24 protein-coding genes are annotated in these 24,025 nt (G+C 73.7%); 21 read left to right on the top strand and 3 right to left on the bottom strand.

What is annotated here, in order from left to right; translation table 11 throughout:
• Positions 1–152 precede the first annotated feature (152 nt).
• The 3 genes from VKK44_RS17450 to VKK44_RS17440 all read left to right on the top strand — a co-directional run bounded on the left by VKK44_RS17450 (position 153) and on the right by VKK44_RS17440 (position 2,360).
• On the top strand, positions 153–512 hold the full coding sequence (locus VKK44_RS17450; RefSeq protein WP_343442158.1) for a hypothetical protein: 360 nt from the start codon (positions 153–155) through the stop codon (positions 510–512).
• Positions 513–675: 163 nt separating this feature from the next.
• Entirely contained in the window at positions 676–1,854 is a 1,179-nt protein-coding gene (aroC, locus tag VKK44_RS17445; RefSeq protein WP_343442157.1) for a chorismate synthase, read from the top strand.
• A complete protein-coding gene (locus tag VKK44_RS17440; protein WP_343442156.1) occupies positions 1,851–2,360 on the top strand; it encodes a shikimate kinase in 510 nt (169 codons plus the stop codon). Before aroC ends, VKK44_RS17440 begins: the two co-directional genes overlap by 4 nt.
• On the opposite strand, the gene VKK44_RS17435 is transcribed toward VKK44_RS17440, so the two are convergent.
• Complete coding sequence (locus tag VKK44_RS17435) at positions 2,350–3,171, bottom strand: cytochrome c oxidase assembly protein (RefSeq protein ID WP_343442155.1); 822 nt, start codon at positions 3,169–3,171, stop codon at positions 2,350–2,352. The genes VKK44_RS17440 and VKK44_RS17435 overlap by 11 nt on opposite strands.
• Positions 3,168–3,668, bottom strand: a complete 501-nt coding sequence (locus VKK44_RS17430) for a DUF2243 domain-containing protein (protein WP_343442154.1) — start codon at positions 3,666–3,668, stop codon at positions 3,168–3,170. The genes VKK44_RS17435 and VKK44_RS17430 overlap by 4 nt, the downstream gene beginning before the upstream one ends.
• A 92-nt stretch (positions 3,669–3,760) precedes the next feature.
• Here VKK44_RS17430 and aroB point away from each other — a divergent pair, with 92 nt between their 5' ends.
• From aroB to nusB, 4 genes are read left to right on the top strand one after another with little or no spacing between them, the layout of a single operon-like run.
• A complete protein-coding gene (aroB, locus tag VKK44_RS17425; protein ID WP_343442153.1) occupies positions 3,761–4,837 on the top strand; it encodes a 3-dehydroquinate synthase in 1,077 nt (358 codons plus the stop codon).
• Complete coding sequence (gene aroQ, locus VKK44_RS17420) at positions 4,834–5,280, top strand: type II 3-dehydroquinate dehydratase (protein WP_343442152.1); 447 nt, start codon at positions 4,834–4,836, stop codon at positions 5,278–5,280. Before aroB ends, aroQ begins: the two co-directional genes overlap by 4 nt.
• A 44-nt stretch (positions 5,281–5,324) precedes the next feature.
• A complete protein-coding gene (efp, locus tag VKK44_RS17415) occupies positions 5,325–5,882 on the top strand; it encodes an elongation factor P (RefSeq protein ID WP_343442151.1) in 558 nt (185 codons plus the stop codon).
• A 23-nt stretch (positions 5,883–5,905) separates the two neighbouring features.
• Positions 5,906–6,316, top strand: a complete 411-nt coding sequence (gene nusB, locus VKK44_RS17410) for a transcription antitermination factor NusB (protein WP_199733039.1) — start codon at positions 5,906–5,908, stop codon at positions 6,314–6,316.
• 71 nt (positions 6,317–6,387) lie between these two features.
• On the opposite strand, the gene bldD is transcribed toward nusB, so the two are convergent.
• A complete protein-coding gene (bldD, locus tag VKK44_RS17405; RefSeq protein WP_013285505.1) occupies positions 6,388–6,876 on the bottom strand; it encodes a transcriptional regulator BldD in 489 nt (162 codons plus the stop codon).
• Positions 6,877–7,162: 286 nt separating this feature from the next.
• Here bldD and pyrR point away from each other — a divergent pair, with 286 nt between their 5' ends.
• The 14 genes from pyrR (at position 7,163) to VKK44_RS17335 (ending at position 23,878) form a co-directional block, all read left to right on the top strand.
• Positions 7,163–7,747 carry a bifunctional pyr operon transcriptional regulator/uracil phosphoribosyltransferase PyrR gene (gene pyrR / locus VKK44_RS17400; RefSeq protein ID WP_343442150.1) on the top strand — a complete coding sequence of 195 codons (585 nt, stop codon included), beginning with the start codon at positions 7,163–7,165 and terminating at the stop codon, positions 7,745–7,747.
• Entirely contained in the window at positions 7,744–8,670 is a 927-nt protein-coding gene (locus VKK44_RS17395) for an aspartate carbamoyltransferase catalytic subunit (RefSeq protein ID WP_343442149.1), read from the top strand. The genes pyrR and VKK44_RS17395 overlap by 4 nt, the downstream gene beginning before the upstream one ends.
• On the top strand, positions 8,667–9,944 hold the full coding sequence (locus VKK44_RS17390; protein WP_343442148.1) for a dihydroorotase: 1,278 nt from the start codon (positions 8,667–8,669) through the stop codon (positions 9,942–9,944). The genes VKK44_RS17395 and VKK44_RS17390 overlap by 4 nt, the downstream gene beginning before the upstream one ends.
• Positions 9,941–11,107: a glutamine-hydrolyzing carbamoyl-phosphate synthase small subunit gene (gene carA / locus VKK44_RS17385; RefSeq protein WP_343442146.1), complete on the top strand. Its 1,167-nt coding sequence runs from the start codon at positions 9,941–9,943 to the stop codon at positions 11,105–11,107. Before VKK44_RS17390 ends, carA begins: the two co-directional genes overlap by 4 nt.
• Positions 11,100–14,447, top strand: coding sequence for a carbamoyl-phosphate synthase large subunit (gene carB / locus VKK44_RS17380; protein ID WP_343442145.1), 3,348 nt, complete (start codon positions 11,100–11,102; stop codon positions 14,445–14,447). The genes carA and carB overlap by 8 nt, the downstream gene beginning before the upstream one ends.
• Positions 14,448–14,541: 94 nt before the next feature.
• Positions 14,542–15,558, top strand: a complete 1,017-nt coding sequence (locus tag VKK44_RS17375) for a quinone-dependent dihydroorotate dehydrogenase (RefSeq protein ID WP_343442143.1) — start codon at positions 14,542–14,544, stop codon at positions 15,556–15,558.
• 93 nt (positions 15,559–15,651) lie between these two features.
• Positions 15,652–16,926 (top strand): adenosylmethionine--8-amino-7-oxononanoate transaminase, encoded by a 1,275-nt coding sequence (locus VKK44_RS17370; RefSeq protein ID WP_343442142.1) that lies wholly within the window; start codon positions 15,652–15,654, stop codon positions 16,924–16,926.
• Positions 16,927–17,040: 114 nt separating this feature from the next.
• Positions 17,041–17,907 (top strand): orotidine-5'-phosphate decarboxylase, encoded by an 867-nt coding sequence (pyrF, locus tag VKK44_RS17365; RefSeq protein ID WP_343442140.1) that lies wholly within the window; start codon positions 17,041–17,043, stop codon positions 17,905–17,907.
• Positions 17,908–18,054: 147 nt separating this feature from the next.
• Complete coding sequence (gene mihF / locus VKK44_RS17360; protein ID WP_343442138.1) at positions 18,055–18,372, top strand: integration host factor, actinobacterial type; 318 nt, start codon at positions 18,055–18,057, stop codon at positions 18,370–18,372.
• A gap of 25 nt (positions 18,373–18,397) precedes the next feature.
• Positions 18,398–18,931, top strand: coding sequence for a nucleoside/nucleotide kinase family protein (locus VKK44_RS17355; protein WP_343442136.1), 534 nt, complete (start codon positions 18,398–18,400; stop codon positions 18,929–18,931).
• 39 nt (positions 18,932–18,970) lie between these two features.
• Positions 18,971–19,237 carry a DNA-directed RNA polymerase subunit omega gene (gene rpoZ / locus VKK44_RS17350; protein ID WP_025617742.1) on the top strand — a complete coding sequence of 89 codons (267 nt, stop codon included), beginning with the start codon at positions 18,971–18,973 and terminating at the stop codon, positions 19,235–19,237.
• A gap of 14 nt (positions 19,238–19,251) precedes the next feature.
• Entirely contained in the window at positions 19,252–20,460 is a 1,209-nt protein-coding gene (coaBC, locus tag VKK44_RS17345) for a bifunctional phosphopantothenoylcysteine decarboxylase/phosphopantothenate--cysteine ligase CoaBC (protein ID WP_343442135.1), read from the top strand.
• A gap of 95 nt (positions 20,461–20,555) precedes the next feature.
• Positions 20,556–21,746 carry a methionine adenosyltransferase gene (metK, locus tag VKK44_RS17340; protein WP_343442134.1) on the top strand — a complete coding sequence of 397 codons (1,191 nt, stop codon included), beginning with the start codon at positions 20,556–20,558 and terminating at the stop codon, positions 21,744–21,746.
• Positions 21,747–21,805: 59 nt separating this feature from the next.
• Positions 21,806–23,878: a primosomal protein N' gene (locus tag VKK44_RS17335; protein WP_458351542.1), complete on the top strand. Its 2,073-nt coding sequence runs from the start codon at positions 21,806–21,808 to the stop codon at positions 23,876–23,878.
• Positions 23,879–24,025 lie beyond the last annotated feature (147 nt).

The raw sequence follows: 24,025 nt of genomic DNA, 5'->3' as shown, positions 1-24,025 counted from the left end.
GAGGCAGGCGGATGAAACCACGGGTCGACGTCTGGTTGGCCGGCCGAACGGCCGGTGAGCTGGCGCCCGCGCCGAGATCGATCATCGACGGCAGTGAGGCGGCCACCGTGGCGCGCGTCTGCTGCCTGGGCCGGTACGGGTTGAGTCGGTCCGTGGTCAGCCTCCCGGTGGGTGTGGCTGCGGCCGAGCGGTTCACCCGAACCTGCCAGACGGAGACCATCTGGCGGCGCAGGGTGTTCCCGGCGGTGCTCGTCGCGGCGGTTCTGCTCGTCGTCGCGTACGGCGTCGACTCGGTGCGCGACGACGCGCGGCACATGGTGGTGACACTGTTGGTGGCGCTCGTGCTGGCGGTCGTGGTGCTGGCCGGAAGGCTCGCGCTGAACCTGCGGCGCTCACCGCATCATCCGAGGGAGGTGAAGGGCGACGTCTATCTCCGGGACGTCGACCGGGAGGCGGTCGAGATCTGGATCGGTCTCAATCCCGCGGGGGCCATCAAGATCATTGATGGCTGACGGATCCGCGGTACACGGATAGGTGACACCAGATCCTGGGTGGGCGTCGGTCGACGCCCACCCAGGATCGGTGCGGCGCTCGGCGTCGAACGCGGGTGTCCGCAGAGCGGGACGTGGTGGGCAGCGCATCGGCGGGGCCCCGGCGCGTGACACACTGGCCGCTGTGTTGCGCTGGCTGACTGCAGGTGAATCGCACGGACCCGCCCTCGTCGCGCTGATGGAGGGGGTGCCCGCCGGCATCGAGGTGACCACCACCGAGATCGGCGACGAGCTGGCCCGCCGCCGGCTCGGCTACGGCCGGGGTGCCCGGATGGCGTTCGAGCGGGACGAGATCGAGATCATCGGCGGGCTCCGGCACGGCGTGACGCTGGGCAGCCCGGTGGCGATCCGGGTGGGCAACTCCGAGTGGCCCAAGTGGCAGACGGTGATGGCCGCCGACCCGGTCGACCCGGAGGAGCTTGCCGCGCAGGCCCGCAACGCGCCGCTGACCCGCCCCCGGCCCGGCCACGCCGACCTGGCGGGCATGCAGAAGTACGGCCACACCGACGCCCGGCCGATCCTGGAGCGGGCCAGCGCCCGGGAGACCGCCGCCCGGGTCGCCGTGGGCACGGTCGCCAAGGCCCTCGTCCGGCAGGCGCTCGGCGTGGAGATCGTGTCGCACGTGGTGGAGTTGGGGCCGGTGGCGGCGAAGCCCGGCCTGCGGCCCACCCCCGCCGACGCCGCGCGGATCGACGCGGATCCGCTGCGCTGCCTCGACGCCGACGCGAGCGCCCGGATGGTCGCCGAGGTCGACGCCGCGAAGAAGGACGCCGACACGCTCGGCGGCGTGGTCGAGGTGCTCGCGTACGGCGTGCCGCCGGGCCTGGGCAGTCACGTGCAGTGGGACCGCAAGCTCGACGCCCGGCTGGCCACCGCGGTGATGTCGATCCAGGCGATCAAGGGCGTCGAGATCGGCGACGGCTGGCAGCAGGCGCGCTCCCGTGGCTCGGAGGCGCACGACGAGATCATCCCCAGCGCCACCGGCGTGCGCCGGGTCACCGACCGGGCCGGCGGCCTGGAGGGCGGCATCACCACCGGCGAGCCGCTGCGGGTGAAGGCGGCGATGAAGCCGATCTCGTCACTCAACCGCGCGCTCGCGACGATCGACGTGACCACCGGCGAGCCGGCCACCGCGATCAACCAGCGTTCCGACGTGTGCGCGGTGCCGGCGGCGGCGGTGGTCGCCGAGGCCATGGTGGCGCTCGTGCTGGCCGAGGCCGCGGTGGAGAAGTTCGGCGGCGACTCGGTCGCCGAGATGCGCCGCAACCTGGCGAGCTACCTCGACAGCCTGGTGGTCAGATGAGCACCCGGCCGGTCTGCGTACTGGTCGGCGCGCCCGGCTCCGGCAAGACCACGGTGGGCACGGCGCTCGCCGCCGCGCTCGGCGTCGACTTCCGGGACACCGACACCGACATCGAGCGGCTGGCCGGCAAGCCGATCCCGGAGATCTTCGTCGACGAGGGCGAGGACCATTTCCGTACGCTGGAGCGGGCCGCCGTGGCGGCGGCGCTGGCCTCGCACGCCGGTGTGCTCGCGCTCGGCGGTGGCGCGGTCCTGGCCGAGGAGAACCGGGCCGCGCTGATCGGCCACACGGTGGTGCACCTGTCGGTGGAGCTGCCGGACGCGATCCGGCGGGTCGGGCTGGGCGCCGGCCGGCCGCTGCTGGCGTTGAACCCCCGGGCCACCCTCAAACACCTGTTGGATCAGCGCCGTCCGCTCTACGCCGAGGTGGCGACCGCGACCGTGGTGACCGACGGCCGCGCGCCGGAGGAGCTGGCCACCGAGATCGCCGCCCTGCTCAAGCCCTGACGGGACCTCGCGGCACCGGTCCGGTCCGGGCCGGCTCGGGGGCGGCGCGTCGCGCCGGGCGGGCGGTGCGCTCCGGGCGCCAGGTGGCGAGCAACGCGAACGCGAGCGCGATCTCGGCCAGGTCACCGAGGTAGTACATGAGCGTGGCGCCGGCCCGCAGTTCGGCGCCGGTGGCCGGCACGTCGACGAGCACACCGGCGTAGAGCAGTTGGGCGATCGTGGCGTGGGCGGCGACCCCGGCGCCGAGCACCACCAGCCGTACCGGCACCCGGGGGCGGTGCGGGCCGGGGTCCGGCCCGGCGACGGACCAGGCGAACAGGCAGCCGCTGAGCAGGAAGTGGGCCTGCACCAGCGTGTGCAGCAGCGGATTCTCCAGCGTGGCCCGGTAGAGCGGGGTGAGGTAGAGCAGCCACAGACCGCCGGCGGTGAGCAGCAGGCCGGTCACCGGGTGGCCGAGCACCCGCGCGACCGGGTGGCGCAGGACGTGGACCAGCCGGCGTCCGGTACGCCGGTCCAGGGTGCGCAGCAGCAGGGTGACCGGCGCGCCGAGCACCAGCGCCAGCGGCGCGAGCATGCCGATCAGCAGGTGCTGCCACATGTGCCCGACGAAGTCGCCGGCCGGCCGGAGCAGCCCCACGGTCACCAGCAGCGCGCCCAGCCCGAAGCTGGTCGTTCGCGCGGACGACCAGCCCGGCCCGCCGGGGTCCCGCAGCCGCAGCGCGGCGGCCAGGTACGCCCAGAACACCGCCGCCGGCAGCAGCGCGGTCGCCGGGAAGCCACCGGCGGCGTGCCCGCCGTGCGCGAGGCTCACCGCGCCTCCGGCGCGCACAGGTCGATCGCGTCGGCCCGCCGCTGGATCGCCCAGCCGCCGACGACCAGGATCGCGCCGAGCGCCAGGAAGCCGAGGTCCCACCAGGTCTGGTGCGGGCCGGTCCGGACGTGGTGGATGCCGAGCAGGTGGTGGTCGACGACGCCCTCCACCAGGTTGAACAGGCCCCACCCGACAAGCATCCAGCCCCACAGCATGGGGGAGCGCCAGAGCCGGCCCCGGGAGCGGGTCACCCGGGCGTAGAGCAGGGCCAGCCCGGTCAGCACCGCCACCCAGGTGACGACGTGGAACAGCCCGTCCCACAGCGTGTTCATCTCCAGGCCGGGCACGGTGTCGACCGGGTAGTCCCTGATCCCCACCCGGTCGGTGGCGGTGCTGCTGAGCATGTGGTGCCACTGGAGGACCTGGTGCAGCACGATGCCGTCGACGAAGCCGCCGAGGCCGACGCCGAGGATCGTGGCGGGAAGACGGATGCTCATTCTGCGGCCCTACCCGGGGCGGGGCCGGACAAACGCCCCACGGAGTGGACAGTCGCCGCGCCGGGGACGGGCGCTGGACTAGGCTGCCGGCGATGGACGAGGTGACCCGGATCCCGGTCGGCGGCGAGCGGCCGTACGACGTGCTGGTGGGACGCGACCTGCTCGACCCGCCGCCCGACCTGCTGCCCGGCGCGGAGCGGGTGGCCTACCTGTACGCGCCGCCGCTCAAGGCGCTGGCCGAGCGGCTCGCCGAGCGGGCCCGCGCCGACGGCGTGGCGCCGCTGCTGGTGGAGGTGCCGGACGCCGAGGCGGGCAAGCACGTCGACGTGGCCGCCGCCTGCTGGGACCGGCTCGGCGCGGCGGGTTTCACGCGTACCGACGCGGTGGTCGGGGTGGGCGGTGGCGCGGTCACCGACCTGGCCGGCTTCGTCGCCGCGAGCTGGCTGCGCGGGGTGCGCTGGGTGCCGGTGGCGACCTCGCTGCTCGGCATGGTCGACGCCGCGGTCGGCGGCAAGACCGGGATCAACACGGCCGCCGGCAAGAACCTGGTCGGCGCGTTCCACCCGCCGGCCGGTGTGCTCTGCGACCTGGCGACGCTGGACGCCCTGCCCCCGGCCGACCTGGCCGCCGGGATGGCCGAGGTGGTCAAGTGCGGCTTCATCGCCGACCCGGTGATCCTCGACCTCGTCGAGCGGGACCCGCTGGCCGCGCGGGACCCGGCCGGTCCGGTGGTCCGTGAGCTGGTCGAGCGGGCGGTGCGGGTCAAGGCCGGCGTGGTCGGCGGCGACCTGCGCGAGTCGGGGGTGCGAGAGGTGCTCAACTACGGGCACACGCTGGCGCACGCGATCGAGAAGGTGGAGGGCTACCGCTGGCGGCACGGCCACGCGGTCGCGGTCGGGCTGGTCTACGCGGCCACTCTCGCGCGGCTCGCCGGCCGGCTCGACGACGCCACCGCGCGCCGGCACCGGTCGGTGCTGACCGCGCTCGACCTGCCCACCGGCTACCGGGCGGACGCCTGGCCGGAGCTGCTCGCCGCGATGCGGGTGGACAAGAAGGCCCGGGGGAGCCGGCTGCGGTTCGTGGTGCTGGACGGCCTGGCCCGCCCGGCCATGCTGGAGGCCCCGCCGGACGAGCTGCTGGCCGCGGCCTACCGGGAGATCAGCTCGTGAGGGCGTACGTGCTCAACGGGCCGAACCTGGGCCGCCTCGGCACCCGCCAGGTCGACGTCTACGGCGTGACCAGCTACGCCGACCTGGTGGCCATGTGCGAGCGGACCGGGCGGGAGCTGGGACTGGACGTGGTGGTCCGGCAGACCGACGCCGAGCACGAGCTGCTGGGCTGGCTGCACCAGGCGGCGGACGAGGAGGCGGCGGTGGTGCTGAACCCGGCCGCCTGGTCGCACTACTCGGTAGCGGTCCGGGACGCCTGCGCCATGCTGCGGGGCCCGCTGGTCGAGGTGCACATCTCCAACATCCACGCCCGGGAGGAGTTCCGGCACCACTCGGTGGTCTCGGCGGTGGCCACCGGCGTGATCTGCGGTCTGGGCGTGGACGGATACCGGCTGGCCCTGCACCACCTCGCGCAGCGCGCGAGTCCGATTCGACACAGCTAGTAGACTTGGTGGGTCTGTCCGCCAATTGATGATCAAGGCAGGAAATGGCCACCACCAACGACCTGAAGAACGGCCTGGTACTCAACCTGGACGGCGAGCTGTGGGCCGTCGTCGAGTTCCAGCACGTCAAGCCCGGTAAGGGTGGTGCGTTCGTGCGTACCACGCTGAAGAACGTGCTGTCCGGCAAGGTGGTCGACAAGACCTTCAACGCGGGCACCAAGGTCGAGACCGCCACCGTCGACAAGCGCACCATGCAGTACCTCTACGCCGACGGCGAGGACTACGTCTTCATGGACCTGGAGACGTTCGACCAGATCACCGTGATGGGCGACACCGTCGGCGAGGCCGCCAACTACCTCCTCCCGGAGGCCGAGGCGACCGTCGCGACGCACGAGGGCGTCCCGCTCTACATCGAGCTGCCGACCTCGGTCGTGCTCGAGGTCACCTACACCGAGCCGGGCCTCCAGGGCGACCGGTCCACCGGCGGCAACAAGCCGGCCACGGTCGAGACCGGCGCCACCGTCCAGGTGCCGCTGTTCATCACCACCGGCGAGAAGATCAAGGTCGACACCCGCGACGGCCGTTACCTCGGCCGAGCCTGATGGCCGAGGGTCCGAAGCAGCAGATGCCGGCGCGCCGCAAGGCGCGCAAGCGGGCGCTGGACGTGCTCTTCGAGGCCGACCTGCGGGACCGCCCCCCGGTGGAGGTGCTCGCCGGCTACCTGGAGCGGATCGAGCAGCCGCGTCCGGACCATCTCGGCTACGCGGTCGGGCTGGTCGAGGGCGTCGCGGCGCACCTCGACCGGATCGACGAGACGATCGCCAGCTACGCCGAGGGGTGGACGCTGGAGCGGATGCCGGTGGTCGACCGCAACCTCGCCCGGATCGCCGTGTACGAGCTGCTCTACGTCGACGAGATCGACGACGCGGTGGCGATCAGCGAGGCCGTCGAGCTGGCCCGGCAGATGTCGACCGACGACTCGCCCCGCTTCCTCAACGGCATTCTCGGCCGGATCGCCGAGTACGCCAGCCGCTGAGGCTGCGGCGGTGCCGCACCAACGACGAAAGGGCCCGTGCCGTTCGGCACGGGCCCTTCGTGGTGCGTGGCTCAGGAGGCGAAGAACGCGCGGGGGTCGGCGACCAGCACACCGTGCTCGGTGAGTCGCTCGATCAGGCCCGACGGTGAGGCGTCGTAGACGATCGCGAGGGCGCGCAGGTCGTCGGCGCGGATGGAGAGCACCCGGCCGTTGTAGTCGCCGCGCTGCTGCTGGATGGCGCGGGCGTACCGGGCGACGTAGGCGAGGTCCTCGGAGGCCTCGTCGTAGAGCCGCTCCAGGTCCAGCACGATCTTGCTGGTGGGCTCGTGGCGCACCCCGCTGCCGTCGGGCAGCAGCTCCGAGACGGGAACTCGGTAGAAGTCGGCCAGCTCCGCCAGGCGGGACACGGTGACGGCGCGGTCGCCGCGCTCGTACGAGCCGACCACCACGGCCTTCCACCGCCCGTTCGACTTCTCCTCCACCCCCTGCAGGGACAGGCCCTGCTGCTGGCGGATGGAGCGCAGGCGGGCGCCCAGCGACTTGGCGTATTCAGAGGGCATTCGGACACTCCCAGTGCTGCTCGGGGTTCTCCCAGCTATCGCTACGGAGCGTGACGGTACGGGGATTGCGACAACTGGTCAAGTGGTGGTGTCGGGGAGGTTCGACAGGCCGGTCTGGCTTGTCCGCATTTCGCCGGGCTGACTGTCAGGTCAGGACCGGCGGCAGCCGGCCCGGTGACCGCTGGTAACGTGGCGTGAAGCCCCGGTCCGGGCCCCGCAAGGGCCCGCCGGAGTCGATAGACGTCCTTTAACGACCCGTCCCGTGAGGCGGGGAAGGAGGTCCGCCGTGGCCTACCCACCGGCTGCCCATTCGTCGCCGCCGCGACAACCCTCGGTGAAGGTGATCCTCGCCGCCGCCGACGTCTCGCGGGTGGTCGACCGCATCGCCCACCAGATCCTGGAGAAGACCCAGGGCGCCGCCGACACCGTGCTGCTCGGCATCCCCACCCGGGGTGTGCCCCTGGCCCGCCGGCTCGCGGCCCGGATCAGCACGTTCGAGGACGTGACCGTCCCGGTCGGCGTGCTCGACATCACGCTTTACCGCGACGACCTGCGCCGGCACGCCACCCGCGCGGTCGGCCCGACCGACCTGCCGCCGGGCGGGATCGACGGCCGGCGGGTCGTGCTCGTCGACGACGTGCTCTTCTCCGGCCGTACCGTGCGGGCCGCGCTCGACGCGCTGAGCGACGTCGGCCGCCCGGCCTCCGTGCAACTCGCCGTCCTGGTCGACCGCGGCCACCGCCAGCTGCCGATCCGCGCCGACTACGTGGGCAAGAACATCCCCACCGCGTTGGCCGAGAACGTCAAGGTCACCCTCGCCGAGACCGACGGCGCCGACGAGGTGCGGCTGTACGGAGGGACCCCCTCGTGATCCGGCACCTGCTCTCCGGCGCCGACCTGGACGCCGACACCGCCACCCTGGTCCTGGACACCGCGGCCGAGATGGCGACAGTGGCCGGCCGCGAGGTCAAGAAGCTGCCCGCGTTGCGCGGGCGCACCGTGGTCAACCTCTTCTACGAGGACTCCACCCGGACCCGGATCTCGTTCGAGGCGGCGGCCAAGCGGCTCAGCGCCGACGTGATCAACTTCTCCGCCAAGGGTTCCAGCGTGGCCAAGGGCGAGAGCCTGAAGGACACCGCGCTCACCCTCCAGGCGATGGGCGCCGACGCGGTGGTGGTCCGGCACCCCGCCTCCGGCGCGCCGCACCGGCTGGCCGACTGGGTGGACGGGTCGGTGGTCAACGCCGGCGACGGCACCCACGAGCACCCCACCCAGGCGCTGCTGGACGCGTACACGATGCGGTCCCGGCTGGGCCGGCTCGCCGGCCTGCACGTGGCGATCGTCGGCGACGTGCTGCACTCGCGGGTGGCCCGCTCCAACGTGCTGCTGCTCTCCACGCTCGGCGCCAAGGTCACCCTGGTCGGCCCGCCGACGCTCATCCCGGTCGACATCTCCCCGGCGTTGGCGCCCGGCATCGACGTCTCCTACGACCTCGACACCGTTCTTCCCGGTGTGGACGTGGTGATGATGCTGCGGGTGCAGCGGGAGCGGATGAGCGACTCCTACTTTCCGTCGGCCCGCGAGTACGCCCGGCGCTACGGGCTGGACGGGCCGCGGATGCGCCGGCTGCCCGGGCACGCGATCGTCATGCACCCCGGCCCGATGAACCGGGGCATGGAGATCACACCCGAGGTCGCCGACTCGCCCCGCTCCACCATCGTCGAACAGGTCGCCAACGGGGTCTCCGTGCGGATGGCCGTCCTCTACCTGCTGCTCGGAGGGAGCAACCGGTGACCGCGTACCTGATCAGAAACGTCAGCCCGGTCGGCGGCGAGCCGACCGACCTGCTCATCCGCGACGGCGTGGTGGCCGAGGTCGGCGCCGGCCTGACCGCCGACGACGCCACGGTGCTCGACGGGACCGGACTCGTCGCGCTGCCCGGCCTGGTCGACCTGCACACCCACCTGCGCGAGCCCGGCCGGGAGGACGCCGAGACGGTCGAGTCCGGCTCCCGGGCGGCGGCGCTCGGCGGCTACACCGCGGTCTGCGCGATGGCGAACACCTCACCGGTCGCGGACACCGCCGGCGTGGTCGAACAGGTCTGGCGGCTGGGCCGGGAGGCCGGCCTGGTCGACGTGCAGCCGATCGGCGCGGTCACGGTCGGCCTGGCCGGCGAGCACCTGGCCGAGCTGGGCGCGATGGCCGACTCCGCGGCCCGGGTGCGGATCTTCTCCGACGACGGGCACTGCGTCGCCGACCCGCGGCTGATGCGTCGCGCGCTGGAGTACGTCAAGGCGTTCGACGGGGTGATCGCCCAGCACGCCGAGGAGCCCCGGCTCACCGAGGGCGCGCAGATGCACGAGGGCGAGGTCTCCACCCGCCTCGGCCTGACCGGGTGGCCGGCCGTGGCCGAGGAGGCGATCATCGCCCGGGACGTGCTGCTGGCCGAGCACGTGGGCAGCCGGCTGCACGTCTGCCACGTCTCCACCGCCGGCAGCGTCGAGGTGCTGCGGCAGGCCAAGGCGCGCGGGGTGCGGGTGACCGCCGAGGTGACGCCGCACCACCTGCTGCTGACCGACGAACGGGCCGAGAGCTACGACCCGGTCTTCAAGGTCAACCCGCCGCTGCGCACCGCCGCCGACATCGCCGCGCTGCGCGCCGCGCTGGCCGAGGGCGTGATCGACGTCATCGCCACCGACCACGCGCCGCACGCCGTGGAGGACAAGGAGTGCGAGTGGGCGTACGCCCGGCCGGGCATGCTCGGCCTGGAGACCGCGCTCTCCATCGCGCTGGACGTGCTCGGCCCGCGGTGGGACCTGATCGCCGAGCGCATGTCGCGCGTCCCGGCCCGGATCGCCGGGCTGGCCGGGCACGGCCTCGACCCGGCGCCCGGCGTGCCGGCCAACCTGACACTGGTCGACCCGGCGGCCCGACGCGTGATCGAGCCGGCGGAGCTGGCCAGCCGCAGTCGCAACACCCCGTACGCCCGCATGACGCTGCCGGGTCGCATCGTGGCGACCTTCCTGCGCGGCGAGCCGACGGTCCTGGACGGAAAGGCTGTCAAGTGAGCAGTAGGCGGAGAAGCGCGATCCTCGTCCTGGAGGACGGGCGCACGTTCCACGGCGAGGCGTACGGCAGCGTCGGGGAGACCTTCGGTGAGGCGGTCTTCAACACCGGCATGACCGGCTACCAGGAGACGCTCACCGACCCCTCCTACCACCGCCAGGTGGTGGTGCAGACCGCGCCGCACATCGGCAACACCGGCGTCAACGGCGCCGACGACGAGTCCGGCCGGATCTGGGTGGCCGGGTACGTGGTGCGCGACCCGGCCCGGATCGGCTCGAACTGGCGTGCCACCGGCGGGCTGGAGGACCGGCTCGCCGCCGAGGGCGTGGTCGGCATCAGTGGCGTGGACACCCGGGCGCTCACCCGGCACCTGCGCGAACGCGGCGCGATGCGGGTCGGCGTCTCCAGCGTCGAGGACGACCCGGCCGCGCTGCTGGAGCGGGTCCGCCGGTCGCCGGGGATGGTCGGCGCGGACCTGTCCGCCGAGGTGACCACCGCGAAGCCGTACGTGGTCGAGGCCCGGGGCGAGCACCGGTTCACGGTGGCCGCGCTGGACCTGGGCATCAAGCGCAACGTGCCGCGCCGGCTCGCCGCCCGCGGCGTCACCACCCACGTGCTGCCCGCCGGCTCGACCGTCGAGGACCTGCTCGCCACCGGCGCGGACGCGGTCTTCCTCTCGCCCGGCCCGGGTGACCCGGCGACCGCCGACGGGCCGGTGGCGCTGGCCCGGGAGGTGCTCACCCGCCGGGTCCCGCTGTTCGGCATCTGCTTCGGCAGCCAGATCCTCGGCCGGGCGCTCGGCTTCGGCACCTACAAGCTCGGGTACGGCCACCGCGGCATCAACCAGCCGGTGCTGGACCGGGCCACCGGCAAGGTGGAGGTGACCAGCCACAACCACGGCTTCGCCGTGCAGGTGCCGGGCGTCCGGTCCGGCGCGGTCGTCCCCGACCAGGTGGTCGACACCGACTTCGGTGGCGTCCGGGTGTCACACGTCTGCCTCAATGACAACGTGGTCGAGGGGCTGCGGGCCGTGGACGTGCCCGCCTTCACCGTCCAGTACCACCCGGAGGCGGCGGCCGGCCCGCACGACGCGGACTACCTCTTCGACCGCTTCGCCGAGCTCATCGAAGGCCGGACCCACAGCGAGGGGCGTACGAATGCCTAAGCGGACCGATCTCAAGCACATCCTGGTCATCGGCTCCGGGCCGATCGTGATCGGACAGGCCTGCGAGTTCGACTACTCCGGCACCCAGGCCTGCCGGGTGCTGCGCAGCGAGGGCATCCGGGTCAGCCTGGTCAACTCCAACCCGGCGACGATCATGACCGACCCGGAGTTCGCCGACGCCACGTACGTCGAGCCGATCACCCCGGAGTTCGTCGAGCTGGTCATCGCCAAGGAGCGCCCGGACGCGTTGCTGCCCACGCTGGGTGGGCAGACCGCGCTGAACACCGCGGTCGCGCTGCACGCCGCCGGCGTGCTGGAGAAGTACGGCGTCGAGCTGATCGGCGCCAACATCGAGGCGATCAACCGGGGCGAGGACCGCCAGCTGTTCAAGGACATCGTGGCCAAGGCCGGCGTACGCCTCGGTCTGGACGACCCGTCGACGCTGACCCCGCGCTCGCGGGTCTGCCACTCGATGGACGAGGTCCGCGACACCGTCGCCGAGCTGGGCCTGCCGGTGGTCATCCGCCCGTCGTTCACCATGGGCGGTCTCGGCTCCGGGATGGCGCACACCGACGAGGACCTGGAGCGCATCGCCGGGGCGGGCCTGGCCGCCAGCCCGGTGCACGAGGTGCTCATCGAGGAGAGCGTGCTCGGCTGGAAGGAGTACGAGCTCGAACTGATGCGCGACCGCCACGACAACGTGGTGGTCGTCTGCTCGATCGAGAACGTCGACCCGATGGGCGTGCACACCGGCGACAGCGTCACCGTCGCCCCGTCGATGACGCTCACCGACCGGGAGTACCAACGACTGCGTGACCTCGGCATCGCGGTGCTGCGCGAGGTCGGGGTGGACACCGGCGGCTGCAACATCCAGTTCGCGGTCAACCCGGCCGACGGCCGGATCGTCGTGATCGAGATGAACCCGCGGGTGTCCCGCTCCTCGGCGCTGGCGTCGAAGGCCACCGGCTTCCCGATCGCGAAGATCGCCGCGAAGCTCGCCATCGGCTACACGCTGGACGAGATCCCCAACGACATCACGCTGAAGACGCCGGCCGCGTTCGAGCCGACGCTCGACTACGTGGTGGTGAAGATCCCCCGGTTCGCGTTCGAGAAGTTCCCCGGCGCCGACCCGGAGCTGACCACCACCATGAAGTCGGTGGGCGAGGCGATGAGCCTGGGCCGCAACTTCACCGAGGCGCTGAACAAGGCGATGCGCTCGATGGAAACCAAATCATCTGGTTTCTGGACCACTCCGGACCCGGAGGGCGCGACCCGGGAGAACACCCTGGCGGCGCTGCGGATGCCGCACGACGGCCGGCTCTACACGGTCGAGCGGGCGCTGCGGCTGGGCGCGTCGATCGCCGAGGTGGCCGAGGCGTCCGGCGGCATGGACCCGTGGTTCCTGGACCAGATCGCCTCGCTTGTCGAGCTGCGCGCCGAGATCGTCGACGCCCCGGTGCTCGACGCCGGCCTGCTGCGCCGGGCCAAGCGCGCCGGCCTGTCCGACCGGCAGCTCGCCGCGCTGCGGCCCGAGCTGGCCGCCGAGGACGGCGTCCGGACGCTGCGCCACCGGCTCGGGATCCGGCCGGTCTACAAGACGGTGGACACCTGCGCGGCCGAGTTCGAGGCGACCACGCCCTACCACTACTCGACGTACGACTCGGAGACCGAGGTGGCGCCCTCGGCCCGGCCCAAGGTGCTCATCCTCGGCTCCGGGCCGAACCGGATCGGACAGGGCATCGAGTTCGACTACTCCTGCGTGCACGCCGTACAGGCGCTCCGGGGGGTGGACTACGAGACGGTCATGGTCAACTGCAACCCGGAGACCGTCTCCACCGACTACGACACCGCCGACCGGCTCTACTTCGAGCCGCTGACGTTCGAGGACGTGCTGGAGGCGTGGCACGCCGAGGACTCGTCCGGCAAGGCGGCCGGCGGCCCCGGCGTCGTCGGGGTGATCGTGCAGCTCGGCGGCCAGACCCCGCTCGGCCTCGCCCAGCGGCTCAAGGACGCCGGGGTGCCGATCGTGGGCACCTCGCCGGAGTCCATCCACCTGGCCGAGGAGCGGGGCGCGTTCGGCGCGGTGCTGGACCGGGCCGGACTGCGCGCGCCCGCACACGGCATGGCCACCTCGTACGACGAGGCGAAGGCGATCGCGGACGAGATCGGGTACCCGGTGCTGGTCCGCCCGTCGTACGTGCTCGGCGGGCGGGGCATGGAGATCGTCTACGACGACGCTACGCTGCGTGACTACATCGGCCGGGCCACCGACATCTCACCGGACCACCCGGTGCTGGTGGACCGCTTCCTCGACGACGCCATCGAGATCGACGTGGACGCGCTGGTGGACGCGGACGGCGACGTCTACCTGGGCGGTGTGATGGAGCACATCGAGGAGGCCGGCATCCACTCCGGGGACTCGTCCTGCACGCTGCCGCCGATCACGCTGGCCGGTTCGCACCTGACCCAGGTCCGCCGCTACACCGAGGAGATCGCCCGCGGCGTGGGGGTGCGCGGCCTGCTCAACGTCCAGTACGCGTTGCAGGGCGACACGCTCTACGTGCTGGAGGCCAACCCGCGCGCCTCCCGGACCGTGCCGTTCGTCTCGAAGGCGACGGCGGTGCCGCTGGCCAAGGCGGCGGCCCGGATCGCGCTGGGCGCCACCATCGCGCAACTGCGTGCCGAGGGGATGCTGCCGCCGACCGGGGACGGCGGCACCATGCCGCCGGACGCGCCGATCGCGGTGAAGGAGGCGGTGCTGCCGTTCAAGCGGTTCCGCACGCCGTCCGGCAAGGGCATCGACGTGCTGCTCGGCCCGGAGATGCGGTCCACCGGCGAGGTGATGGGCATCGACACCGGCTTCGGCCAGGCGTTCGCCAAGTCGCAGGCCGCCGCGTACGGGTCGCTGCCCACCGCCGGGAAGATCTTCGTCTCGGTGGCGAACCGGGACAAGCGCGGCATGATCTTCCCGATCAAGCGCCTGGCCGACCTGGGCTTCGAGATCGTCGCGACCACCGGCACGGCCGAGGTGCTGCGCCGGCACGGCATCGCCTGCGAGCAGATCCGCAAGCACTACGAGTCGGGCGAGGGCGCGGACGCGGTCTCGCTGATCCTCGGCGGCGACGTCGCGCTGGTGGTCAACACGCCGCAGGGCTCGGGCGCGAGCGCCCGCTCGGACGGCTACGAGATCCGCAGCGCCGCCGTGACCGCGGACATCCCGTGCGTCACCACGGTTCCGGGCGCGGCGGCGGCGGTGATGGGCATCGAGGCGCGCATCAACGGCGACCTCCAGGTCCGCCCGCTCCAGGACCTGCACGCCGCGCTCCGGGCCAACGAGTGACCACCCCGACATCCCCGTCGATCATGAGGTTGGCGGTCGGGGCGGAGATCCACACCGCCGCCAACCTCATGATCACCGAATCGGAGGGCGAGCGGTGATCTTCGAGCGGGTGGTGCGGCCCCGGCTGTTCGCGCTCGGGGGCGGGGACGCGGAGGCGGCGCACGAGTGGACGCTGGCGCGGCTCGCCGCGCTGTCCCGGCGGCCGGCGGTGCTGGCGGCGCTGCGTCGGGCGTACTTCCGGGCGGCGCCGCGCACCGTGTTCGGCGTGCGGTTCCCGAACCCGGTGGGACTGGCGGCCGGGATGGACAAGAACGGGGTCGCGCTGCCGGCCTGGCCGGCGCTGGGCTTCGGTTTCGTCGAGGTCGGCACCGTGACCGCGCACGCCCAGCCGGGCAATCCCCGGCCCCGGCTGTTCCGGCTGCGCGACAGCGAGGCCGTGGTCAACCGGATGGGCTTCAACAACGCCGGCGCCGAGGCCCTGGCGGCCCGGTTGGCGGCGCTGCCACGCCCGCTCGGCGTCCCGCTGGGCATCTCACTGGGCAAGTCCAAGGTGACCCCGCTGGACGAGGCGGTCGAGGACTACCTCGCCTCCTACCGGGCGCTCAAGGGCCACGGCGACTACTTCGCGGTCAACGTGTCCTCACCGAACACCCCGGGCCTGCGGTCGCTTCAGGACCGGTCCCACCTGGACGCGCTGCTCGCCGCGCTGGTCGGCGAGAAGCCGGTGCTGGTGAAGATCGCCCCGGACCTGACCGAACCGGCGGTGGCGGAGCTGCTGGAGGTGTGCCTCGACCGGGGTGCGGCCGGCGTCATCGCCACCAACACCACGCTGGGCCGGGACGGGCTCGCCCCGGCCGACCGGGCGCGCGGCGCCGAGACCGGCGGCCTGTCCGGCCGCCCGTTGACCACCCGCGCCCGCGAGGTGGTCGCCTTCGTGCACCGGGAAACCGGCGGACGGCTGCCGGTGATCGGCGTCGGCGGCATCCTCGACCCGGACGACGCGACCCGGATGTTCGACGCCGGCGCCGCCCTGGTGCAGCTCTACACCGGCTTCATCTACCGCGGCCCCGCCCTGACCCGAGCCATCACCACCCGCACCCCCGCCGCGTGACCGTGCGGTTCCCGCCCCGGCATACCGCTGATCCGCGGCGTGACGCGGGCCGGAACCGCACGATCGTGGGAGTGGGACGAAGGAGGAGAGTCCGTGACGCCCGAGGAGATCCTCGCCCTTGACCGGCAGCACGTCTGGCACCCGTACGCGGCGTCGCCACCGGCCAGCCCGCCCTACGTGGTGGAGAGCGCGTCGGGGGTGCGGCTGCGGTTGGCCGACGGTCGGGAGCTGGTCGACGGGATGTCGTCGTGGTGGGCGGCGATCCACGGCTACCGCCACCCGGTGCTGGACGCGGCCGTGACCGACCAGCTCGGCCGGATGAGCCACGTGATGTTCGGCGGGCTCACCCACGAGCCCGCGGTACGCCTGGCGCACACTCTGGTCGAGCTGGCCCCGGACGGTCTGGAGCACGTCTTCCTGGCCGACTCCGGCTCGGTCAGCGTCGAGGTCGCGGTGAAGATGGCCCTCCAGTACCAGCGCGCCGTGGGGCGTCCGGAGCGCCGCCGCCTGGGCACCTGGCGGGGCGGCTACCACGGCGACACGTTCCACCCGATGAGCGTCTGCGACCCGGAGGGCGGCATGCACCACCTCTGGGGCGACGTGCTGCCCCGGCAGGTGTTCGCGCCCCTGCCGCCGGCCGGCTTCGACGCCCCGCCGGACCCGGCGTACGAGGCGGCGCTCGTGGACGCCGTCGAGCGGCACGCCGGCGAGCTGGCCGCGGTCATCGTGGAGCCGGTGGTCCAGGGCGCCGGCGGGATGCGGTTCCACCATCCGCACTACCTGCGGGTGCTGCGCGAGGTGACCCGGGAACACGGCATCCTGCTGATCCTCGACGAGATCGCCACCGGCTTCGGCCGGACCGGACGGATGTTCGCCGCCGAGCACGCCGGCGTCACGCCGGACGTGCTCTGCGTCGGCAAGGCGCTCACCGGCGGCTACCTGACGCTGGCGGCGGCGCTCTGCACCCCGGCGGTGGCCGGCGCGATCTCGTCCGGCGGAGTGCTGGCGCACGGGCCGACGTTCATGGGCAACCCGCTCGCCTGCGCGGTCGCGAACGCCTCCCTGGGCCTGCTGCGCGCCGGTGACTGGGCCGGGCGGGTGGCGGAGATCGCCGAGGGGCTGCGGGCCGGCCTGGCGCCGTTGCGCGGCGCTCCCGGGGTCGCCGACGTGCGGGTGCTCGGCGCGATCGGCGTGGTGCAACTGGACCACGAGGTGGACCTGCCCCGGGCCACCGCCGCGGCGGCGGCCGAGGGCGTGTGGCTGCGCCCGTTCCGGGACCTCGTCTACACCATGCCGCCGTACGTCTGTGACGCCGCGGACACCGCCCGGATCGCCGCCGGTGTGGCGGCGGCGGTCAAGGCCGGCTGAGCCCCGACGGGGCGGCCAGGGCCGGCTGAGTCCGGCCGGAGCGACCTGACGCGGCGGGAGTGCCGTCGCGGGACACCGAGGCGGCCCGGGGCCGCCGGAAGAGGGAGAGACGCGATGGAGACGTTCGGCGCGCGCCTGCACCGGGCCGTGGCGGAGCGGGGACCGCTCTGCGTGGGGATCGATCCGCACCCGGGCCTGCTGGCCGACTGGGGGCTGCCCGACGACGTCGACGGGCTCGACCGGTTCTGCCGGACCGTGGTGGAGGCGATCGGCGACCGGGTGGCGGTGGTCAAGCCGCAGTCGGCGTTCTTCGAGCGCTTCGGCTCGCGCGGGGTGGCGGTGCTTGAGTCAACTATCCGACAGTTGCGGAATGTGGGCGCGCTCGTTCTCCTCGACGTCAAGCGCGGCGACATCGGCTCGACGGTCCGCGCGTACGCCTCGGCGTACCTCGATCCATCCAGCCCGCTGTATGTCGACGCGGTCACCGCGAGCCCCTACCTGGGAGTAGGTTCGCTCGCGCCGATGGTCGAGACGGCCGCCGCGCACGGTGGCGGGGTCTTCGTCCTGGCGCTCACCTCCAACCCGGAGGGGGCCGCCGTGCAGCGCGCGGTAGGGCCCGACGGACGCACCGTAGCGCAGGCCGTCATCGATGAGATTTCCCAGCTCAATCGCGGTGCGGAGCCGCTCGGTAGCTTCGGTCTGGTGGTCGGCGCGACGATCGGCGAGACCGGCCACGACCTCGGCGGGGTGAACGGTCCGCTGCTCGCGCCGGGGCTGGGCGCGCAGGGCGGCACGCCCGCCGGGCTGCGTACCGTCTTCGGCGCCGCGCTGCCGTCGGTGCTGCCGTCGTACTCCCGGGAGGTGCTGGGCGCGGGGCCCGACCCGGCCGCCCTGCGGGCCGCCGCGGAGCGGGTGCTGGCCGAGTGCCGGAGCGCCCTGACCACCGCCGGGCTGACTGACGGCTCGGTCACTTTACGTTGATCATCGCGCGTCCACGTTGCCGAAAGCTCCGTTGACCGCTAGTTTTCCCCGCGCTGGGAACCACGGACCCCTTTGGTTGCCAGCGACACCACGTTTCACAGTTGCGGTGGGGCTCCGCCCGCCGTACTAGGGACCTGAGGAGAACTGGTGCCGCTCCCGTCACTGACCCCCGAGCGGCGCGCTGCCGCGCTGGAGAAGGCCGCGGAGATCCGCAAGGCCCGCGCTGAGCTGAAGGAGCAGCTCAAGCAGGGCAAGACCACCCTCGCCACCGTCCTCGAGCGGGCCGAGTCCGACGACGTCGTGGGCAAGCTGAAGGTTTCGGCCGTGCTCCAGGCGATGCCGGGCATCGGCAAGATCCGGGCCACCCAGATCATGGAGAAGCTCAAGATCGCCGACAGCCGTCGCCTGCGTGGCCTCGGCGAGCAGCAGCGCAAGGCGCTGCTGGGAGAGTTCGCCGCCAACTGAGCGGACCACCGTGTAGAAACAAGCGGTGAGCACGGATGACGAGGCGCGCTCGGCGGCTCGGCTCACTGTCCTGTCCGGTCCTTCCGGGGCCGGCCGGGGCAGTGTCGTCGAGTTGGTCCGGGCGCGCCTTGCGTCCGTTCGGGTGCCGGTGGTCGCCACCACCCGGCCGCCCCGCCCGGGCGAGCGGGACGGCGTGGACCGGCTCTTCCTCGACCCGGCCGGCTTCGACCGGCTGATCGCCGCCGGCGAGCTGCTGGAGTGGTGCCGGATCGGGCCGTACCGCCGGGGGGTGCCCCGGGCGCACGTGCGGTCCCCCCTCGCGCAGGGGTGGCCGGTGCTGCTGCCGCTGGACCTGGCCGGCGCGCTCGCCGTCCGGGCCGTCGTGCCGGAGGCCCGGCTGGTGCTGCTCACGCCGCCGGCGTACCGGGCCGACCCGGTCGTCGCGTCCGCGTTCGCCCACGCCGTGGCGCACGACCGGACCGAGCGGGCCGTTGCCGAGCTGGTAGGATTGCTCGGTTCGTCATTCCTGGCACCGGCCCGACCGCCGCAGCGCGGTTGAGCGGCGACCGCCGCCGAGCGAGACGCAGAGGTTAAATTCGTGGGATCCATCGCCACCAACCCCGAGGGCATCACCAACCCGCCGATCGACGAGCTGCTCGAGAAGACCACCTCGAAGTACGCGCTGGTCATCTTCGCCGCCAAGCGGGCGCGTCAGGTCAACGCCTACTACAGCCAGCTCGGTGAGGGCCTCCTGGAGTACGTCGGCCCGCTGGTGGAGACCACCCCGCAGGAGAAGCCGCTCTCCATCGCCATGCGTGAGATCAACTCGGGCCTGCTCACGGCCGAGCCGACCGACCAGCCGTAACCGCGCCCGCGCCGATGCCCGCCGAGATCGTCCTCGGGGTCGGCGGCGGCATCGCCGCCTACAAGGCGTGTGAGCTGCTCCGGCTCTTCACCGAGTCGGGTCACCGGGTCCGGGTCGTGCCGACCGTGTCGGCGCTCCGCTTCGTCGGGGCGCCGACCTGGGCGGCGCTCTCCGGCCAGCCGGTCGCCGACGACGTCTGGTCCGACGTGCACGAGGTGCCGCACGTGCGCCTCGGGCAGCACGCCGACCTGGTCGTGGTCGCGCCCGCCACCGCCGACCTGCTCGCCCGCGCCGCCCACGGCCTCGCCGACGACCTGCTCACCAACACGCTGCTGACCGCGCGGTGCCCGGTGCTGCTGGCGCCGGCCATGCACACCGAGATGTGGGAGCACCCGGCCACCGTGGCCAACGTGGCGACGCTGCGGTCCCGGGGCGTCCGGGTGATCGAGCCGGCGGTCGGCCGGCTCACCGGCCGGGACACCGGCAAGGGCCGGCTGCCCGACCCGGCGGAGATCTTCGCGGTCGCCCGCCGGGCGTTGGCCCGCGGCGTCGCCGCCCCGGCCGACCTGGCCGGCCGGCACGTGGTGGTCACCGCCGGTGGCACCCGCGAGCCGCTCGACCCGGTCCGGTTCCTGGGCAACCGGTCCTCCGGCAAACAGGGGTACGCGTTCGCCCGGGCGGCCGTCGCCCGGGGCGCCCGGGTGACGCTGGTCTCGGCCAACGTGGCGCTCGCCGACCCGGCCGGGGTGGACCTGGTCCGGGTGGGCACCACCGAGGAACTGCGCACCGCGACGCTGGCCGCAGCCGCCGACGCGGACGCCGTGGTGATGGCCGCCGCGCCGGCCGACTTCCGCCCGGCCAGCTACGCCACCGGCAAGATCAAGAAGTCGGAGGGCGGCGCCGCGCCGACCATCGAGCTGGTCACCAACCCGGACATCGCCGCCGAGCTGGGCCGGACCCGCCGGGCCGGCCAGGTGCTCGTGGTGTTCGCCGCGGAGACCCACGACGCGGAGGCCAACGGCCGGGCCAAGCTGGCCCGCAAGCGCGCCGACCTGATCGTGGTCAATGAGGTCGGCATCGACAAGGTGTTCGGCGCGGAAACCAACGCGGCTGTCGTGATGGGTGCCGACGGGGCCGTGCACCGGTTCCCCGAGCAACCCAAGGAGGCCCTGGCCGACGCCGTCTGGGACCTCGTGGCGGTCCGCCTGGACGGGCCGTCCTGACCCTTGGTCTCCGCACGTTTGCGAATGACGCCGGACTCCCGACGACTAAACTGTCGCGAGCGACCTTCAAACGTTTTTACATGCTTAGGAGTGCCGTGACACGTCTCTTCACGTCCGAATCGGTCACGGAAGGCCACCCGGACAAGATCGCCGACCAGATCAGCGACGGCATTCTCGACGCGCTGCTCGCACAGGACCCACACAGCCGGGTCGCGGTGGAGACGCTGATCACCACCGGCCAGGTTCACGTCGCCGGCGAGGTGACCACCAAGGCGTACGCCGACATCCCGACCATTGTGCGGGAAACCATTCTCGGCATCGGCTACGACTCGTCGAAGAAGGGCTTCGACGGTGCGTCCTGCGGCGTGAGCGTCTCGATCGGCGCCCAGTCGCCGGACATCGCCCAGGGCGTGGACAACGCGTTCGAGCTGCGCACCGGCGGGTCGGAGAGCGCGCTGGACGCGCAGGGCGCGGGCGACCAGGGCATGATGTTCGGCTTCGCCTGCTCCGAGACGCCCGAGCTGATGCCGCTGCCGATCGCGCTGGCGCACCGGCTGGCCCGCCGGCTGGCGCAGGTCCGCAAGGACGGCACCATCCCCTACCTGCGGCCGGACGGCAAGACCCAGGTGACCATCGAGTACGACGGGCTGCGACCGGTCCGCCTGAACACGGTGGTGGTCTCCAGCCAGCACGCGGCGGACATCTCGCTGGAGTCGCTGCTCACGCCGGACGTGCGGGAGCACGTGATCACGCCGGAGCTGGAGGGCCTCGAGCTGGACACCGAGGGCTACCGCCTGCTGGTGAACCCGACCGGGCGGTTCGAGATCGGCGGCCCGATGGGTGACGCCGGGCTGACCGGCCGGAAGATCATCGTGGACACCTACGGCGGGTACGCCCGGCACGGCGGCGGCGCGTTCTCCGGCAAGGACCCGTCGAAGGTCGACCGGTCGGCCGCGTACGCGATGCGGTGGGTGGCCAAGAACGTGGTCGCCGCCGGGCTGGCCGAGCGGTGCGAGGCGCAGGTCGCGTACGCGATCGGCAAGGCGCACCCGGTGAGCCTGTTCATCGAGACGTTCGGCACCGAAACCGTGCCGGTGGCCTCGATCGAGAAGGCCGTGGCCGAGGTGTTCGACCTGCGCCCGGCCGCCATCATCCGGGACCTGCACCTGCTGCGCCCGATCTACCGGCAGACCGCCGCGTACGGCCACTTCGGCCGGGATCTGGCGGACCTGACCTGGGAGGGCACCGACCGGGCCGCCGACCTCAAGTCGGCCGCGGGAGCCTGACCGCCGACACGCGCCGCGACCGGCGACCCGCCGAGGGGTCGCCGGTCGCTCGCGTCTGCGTGGACGTGCCGCTGCCGCACCTCGACCGCCCGTTCGACTACCTGGTCCCGGAGGCGCTGGACGCCGACGCCCGGCCCGGGGTGCGGGTGAAGGTCCGCTTCGCCGGCCAGCTCGTCGACGGTTGGCTGCTGGAGCGCGTCGCGGAGTCCGCGCATCCCCGGCTGGCGTACCTGGAGAAGGTCGTCTCCCCGGTGCCGGTGCTCTCCGTGGAGGTGGCCCGCCTGGCCCGGGCCGTCGCCGACCGGTACGCCGGCAGCCTGGCCGACGTGCTCCGGCTCGCCGTGCCGCCCCGGCACGCCCGCGCCGAGAAGACGGCCACCGCCGCCGAGCCCGCGACCGGCCCCACCGCCGAGCCCGCGACCGCCGACGCCGCCGAGCCCGCGACCGCCGGCACCGCCGAACCCGCGACCGCCGACACCGCCATCCGGCCCCGGGCCGCCGCCGAGCCCGCGACCGCGCTCACCGCGACCGGGCCCCCGGCCGCCGCCGTGGCCGACGTGGAGGGCGACGGGGTGGCGGTCGACCCGCGCGGCTGGCGGGACTATCCGGCCGGGCCGGCGCTGCTGCGCGCGCTCGCCGAGGGGCGGCCGGCCCGCGCGGTGTGGTCGGCGCTGCCGGGGGAGGACTGGCCCGACCGGTACGCGGACGCGGTGGCCGCCACCGTGGCCGGGGGCCGGGGTGCCCTGGTGGTGGTCGCGGACGGCCGGGACCTGGACCGTCTCGACGCCGCCCTGACCGCCGTGCTGGGCCCGGACCGGCACGTCCGGCTCACCGCCGCGGACGGGCCGGCCCGTCGCTACCGCGCGTTCCTGGCCGCCCGTCGGGGCGAGGCGCCGGTGGTGATCGGCACCCGCGCGGCCATGTTCGCCCCGGTGGAGCGGCTCGGTCTGGTGGCGGTCTGGGACGACGGCGACGACCTGCACGCCGAGCCCCGGGCGCCCTACCCGCACGCCCGCGAGGTGCTGCTCACCCGGGCGCAGCTCACCGACGCCGCCGCGCTGGTCGGCGGGTACGCGCGGACCGCCGAGGCGCAGTTGCTGGTGGAGACCGGCTGGGCCCGGGAGGTGGTCGCCGACCGGGCCACGGTACGGGCGCGGATGCCGGCGATGGCGCCCACCGGCGACGACCCGCAGTTGGCCCGGGACCCGGGTGCGGCCTCCGCCCGGCTGCCCAGCCTGGCCTGGACCACCGCCCGGGACGCGCTCCGCGCCGACCTGCCGGTGCTGGTGCAGGTGCCCCGCCGTGGCTACCTGCCGTCGGTGGCCTGCGCGGACTGCCGGGCCCCGGCGCGTTGCCCGCACTGCGCCGGCCCGCTCGCCCTGCCGTCGGCGCAGGGCATCCCCGCCTGTCGCTGGTGCGGCCGGGTCGCCGCCGCGTACGCCTGCCCGGAGTGCGGTGGGCGGCGGCTGCGCGCCTCGGTCACCGGCGCCCGGCGGACCGCCGAGGAACTGGGTCGGGCGTTCCCGGGCGTGCCGGTGCGGACCTCGGGGCGGGAGGAGGTGCTGGCCACGGTGCCCGGCGGCGCCGGCCTGGTGATCGCCACGCCGGGCGCCGAACCGGTCGCCGAGGGCGGCTACGGCGCGGTGCTGCTGCTCGACTCGTGGGCGCTGCTCACCCGGGCCGACCTGCGGGCCGGGGAGGAGGCGCTGCGTCGCTGGCTGGCCGGCGCCGCGCTGGCCCGCCCCGGCGCGGCGGGCGGCCGGGTGGTGGTGGTCGCGGACGGCGCGCTGGTGCCGGTGCAGGCGTTGCTGCGCTGGGACGCGGCCTGGTTCGCCGCCCGGGAGCTGGCCGAGCGCCGCGAGTTGGGCTTCCCGCCGGCGGTGCGGATGGCGAGCGTCACCGGCACGGCCGAGGCGGTGGCCGACCTGCTGGCCGGCACCCGGCTGCCGGACGGCGCCGAGGTCCTCGGTCCGGTGCCGGCCGAGGAGGGCCGGGAACGGATGCTGGTCCGCGTCCCGCGGGCCCGGGCCGGCGCGCTGGCCGACGCGTTGCACGCCGCCGCCGGGCAGCGCAGCGCCCGCAAGGCCGCCGAGCCGGTCCGGCTCCAGGTCGACCCGCTGAGCCTGTTCTGAGCGGGCCGCCGGAGCGTGACGGAGCGCACCCGGACCCTCGCGTACGGTCGTGAGCTGGGGTTTGTCGCACACCTCGTCCGGCAATTGGGTAGCGGGCGGTGATAGCATCGCCCGTCATGCCCAGTCGCGCGGATTTCCGCGCGGTAC

It is taken from the genome of Micromonospora sp. DSM 45708, assembly GCF_039566955.1.
Lineage (GTDB): Bacteria > Actinomycetota > Actinomycetes > Mycobacteriales > Micromonosporaceae > Micromonospora.
This window is presented reverse-complemented; position numbering and strand designations above follow the sequence as displayed.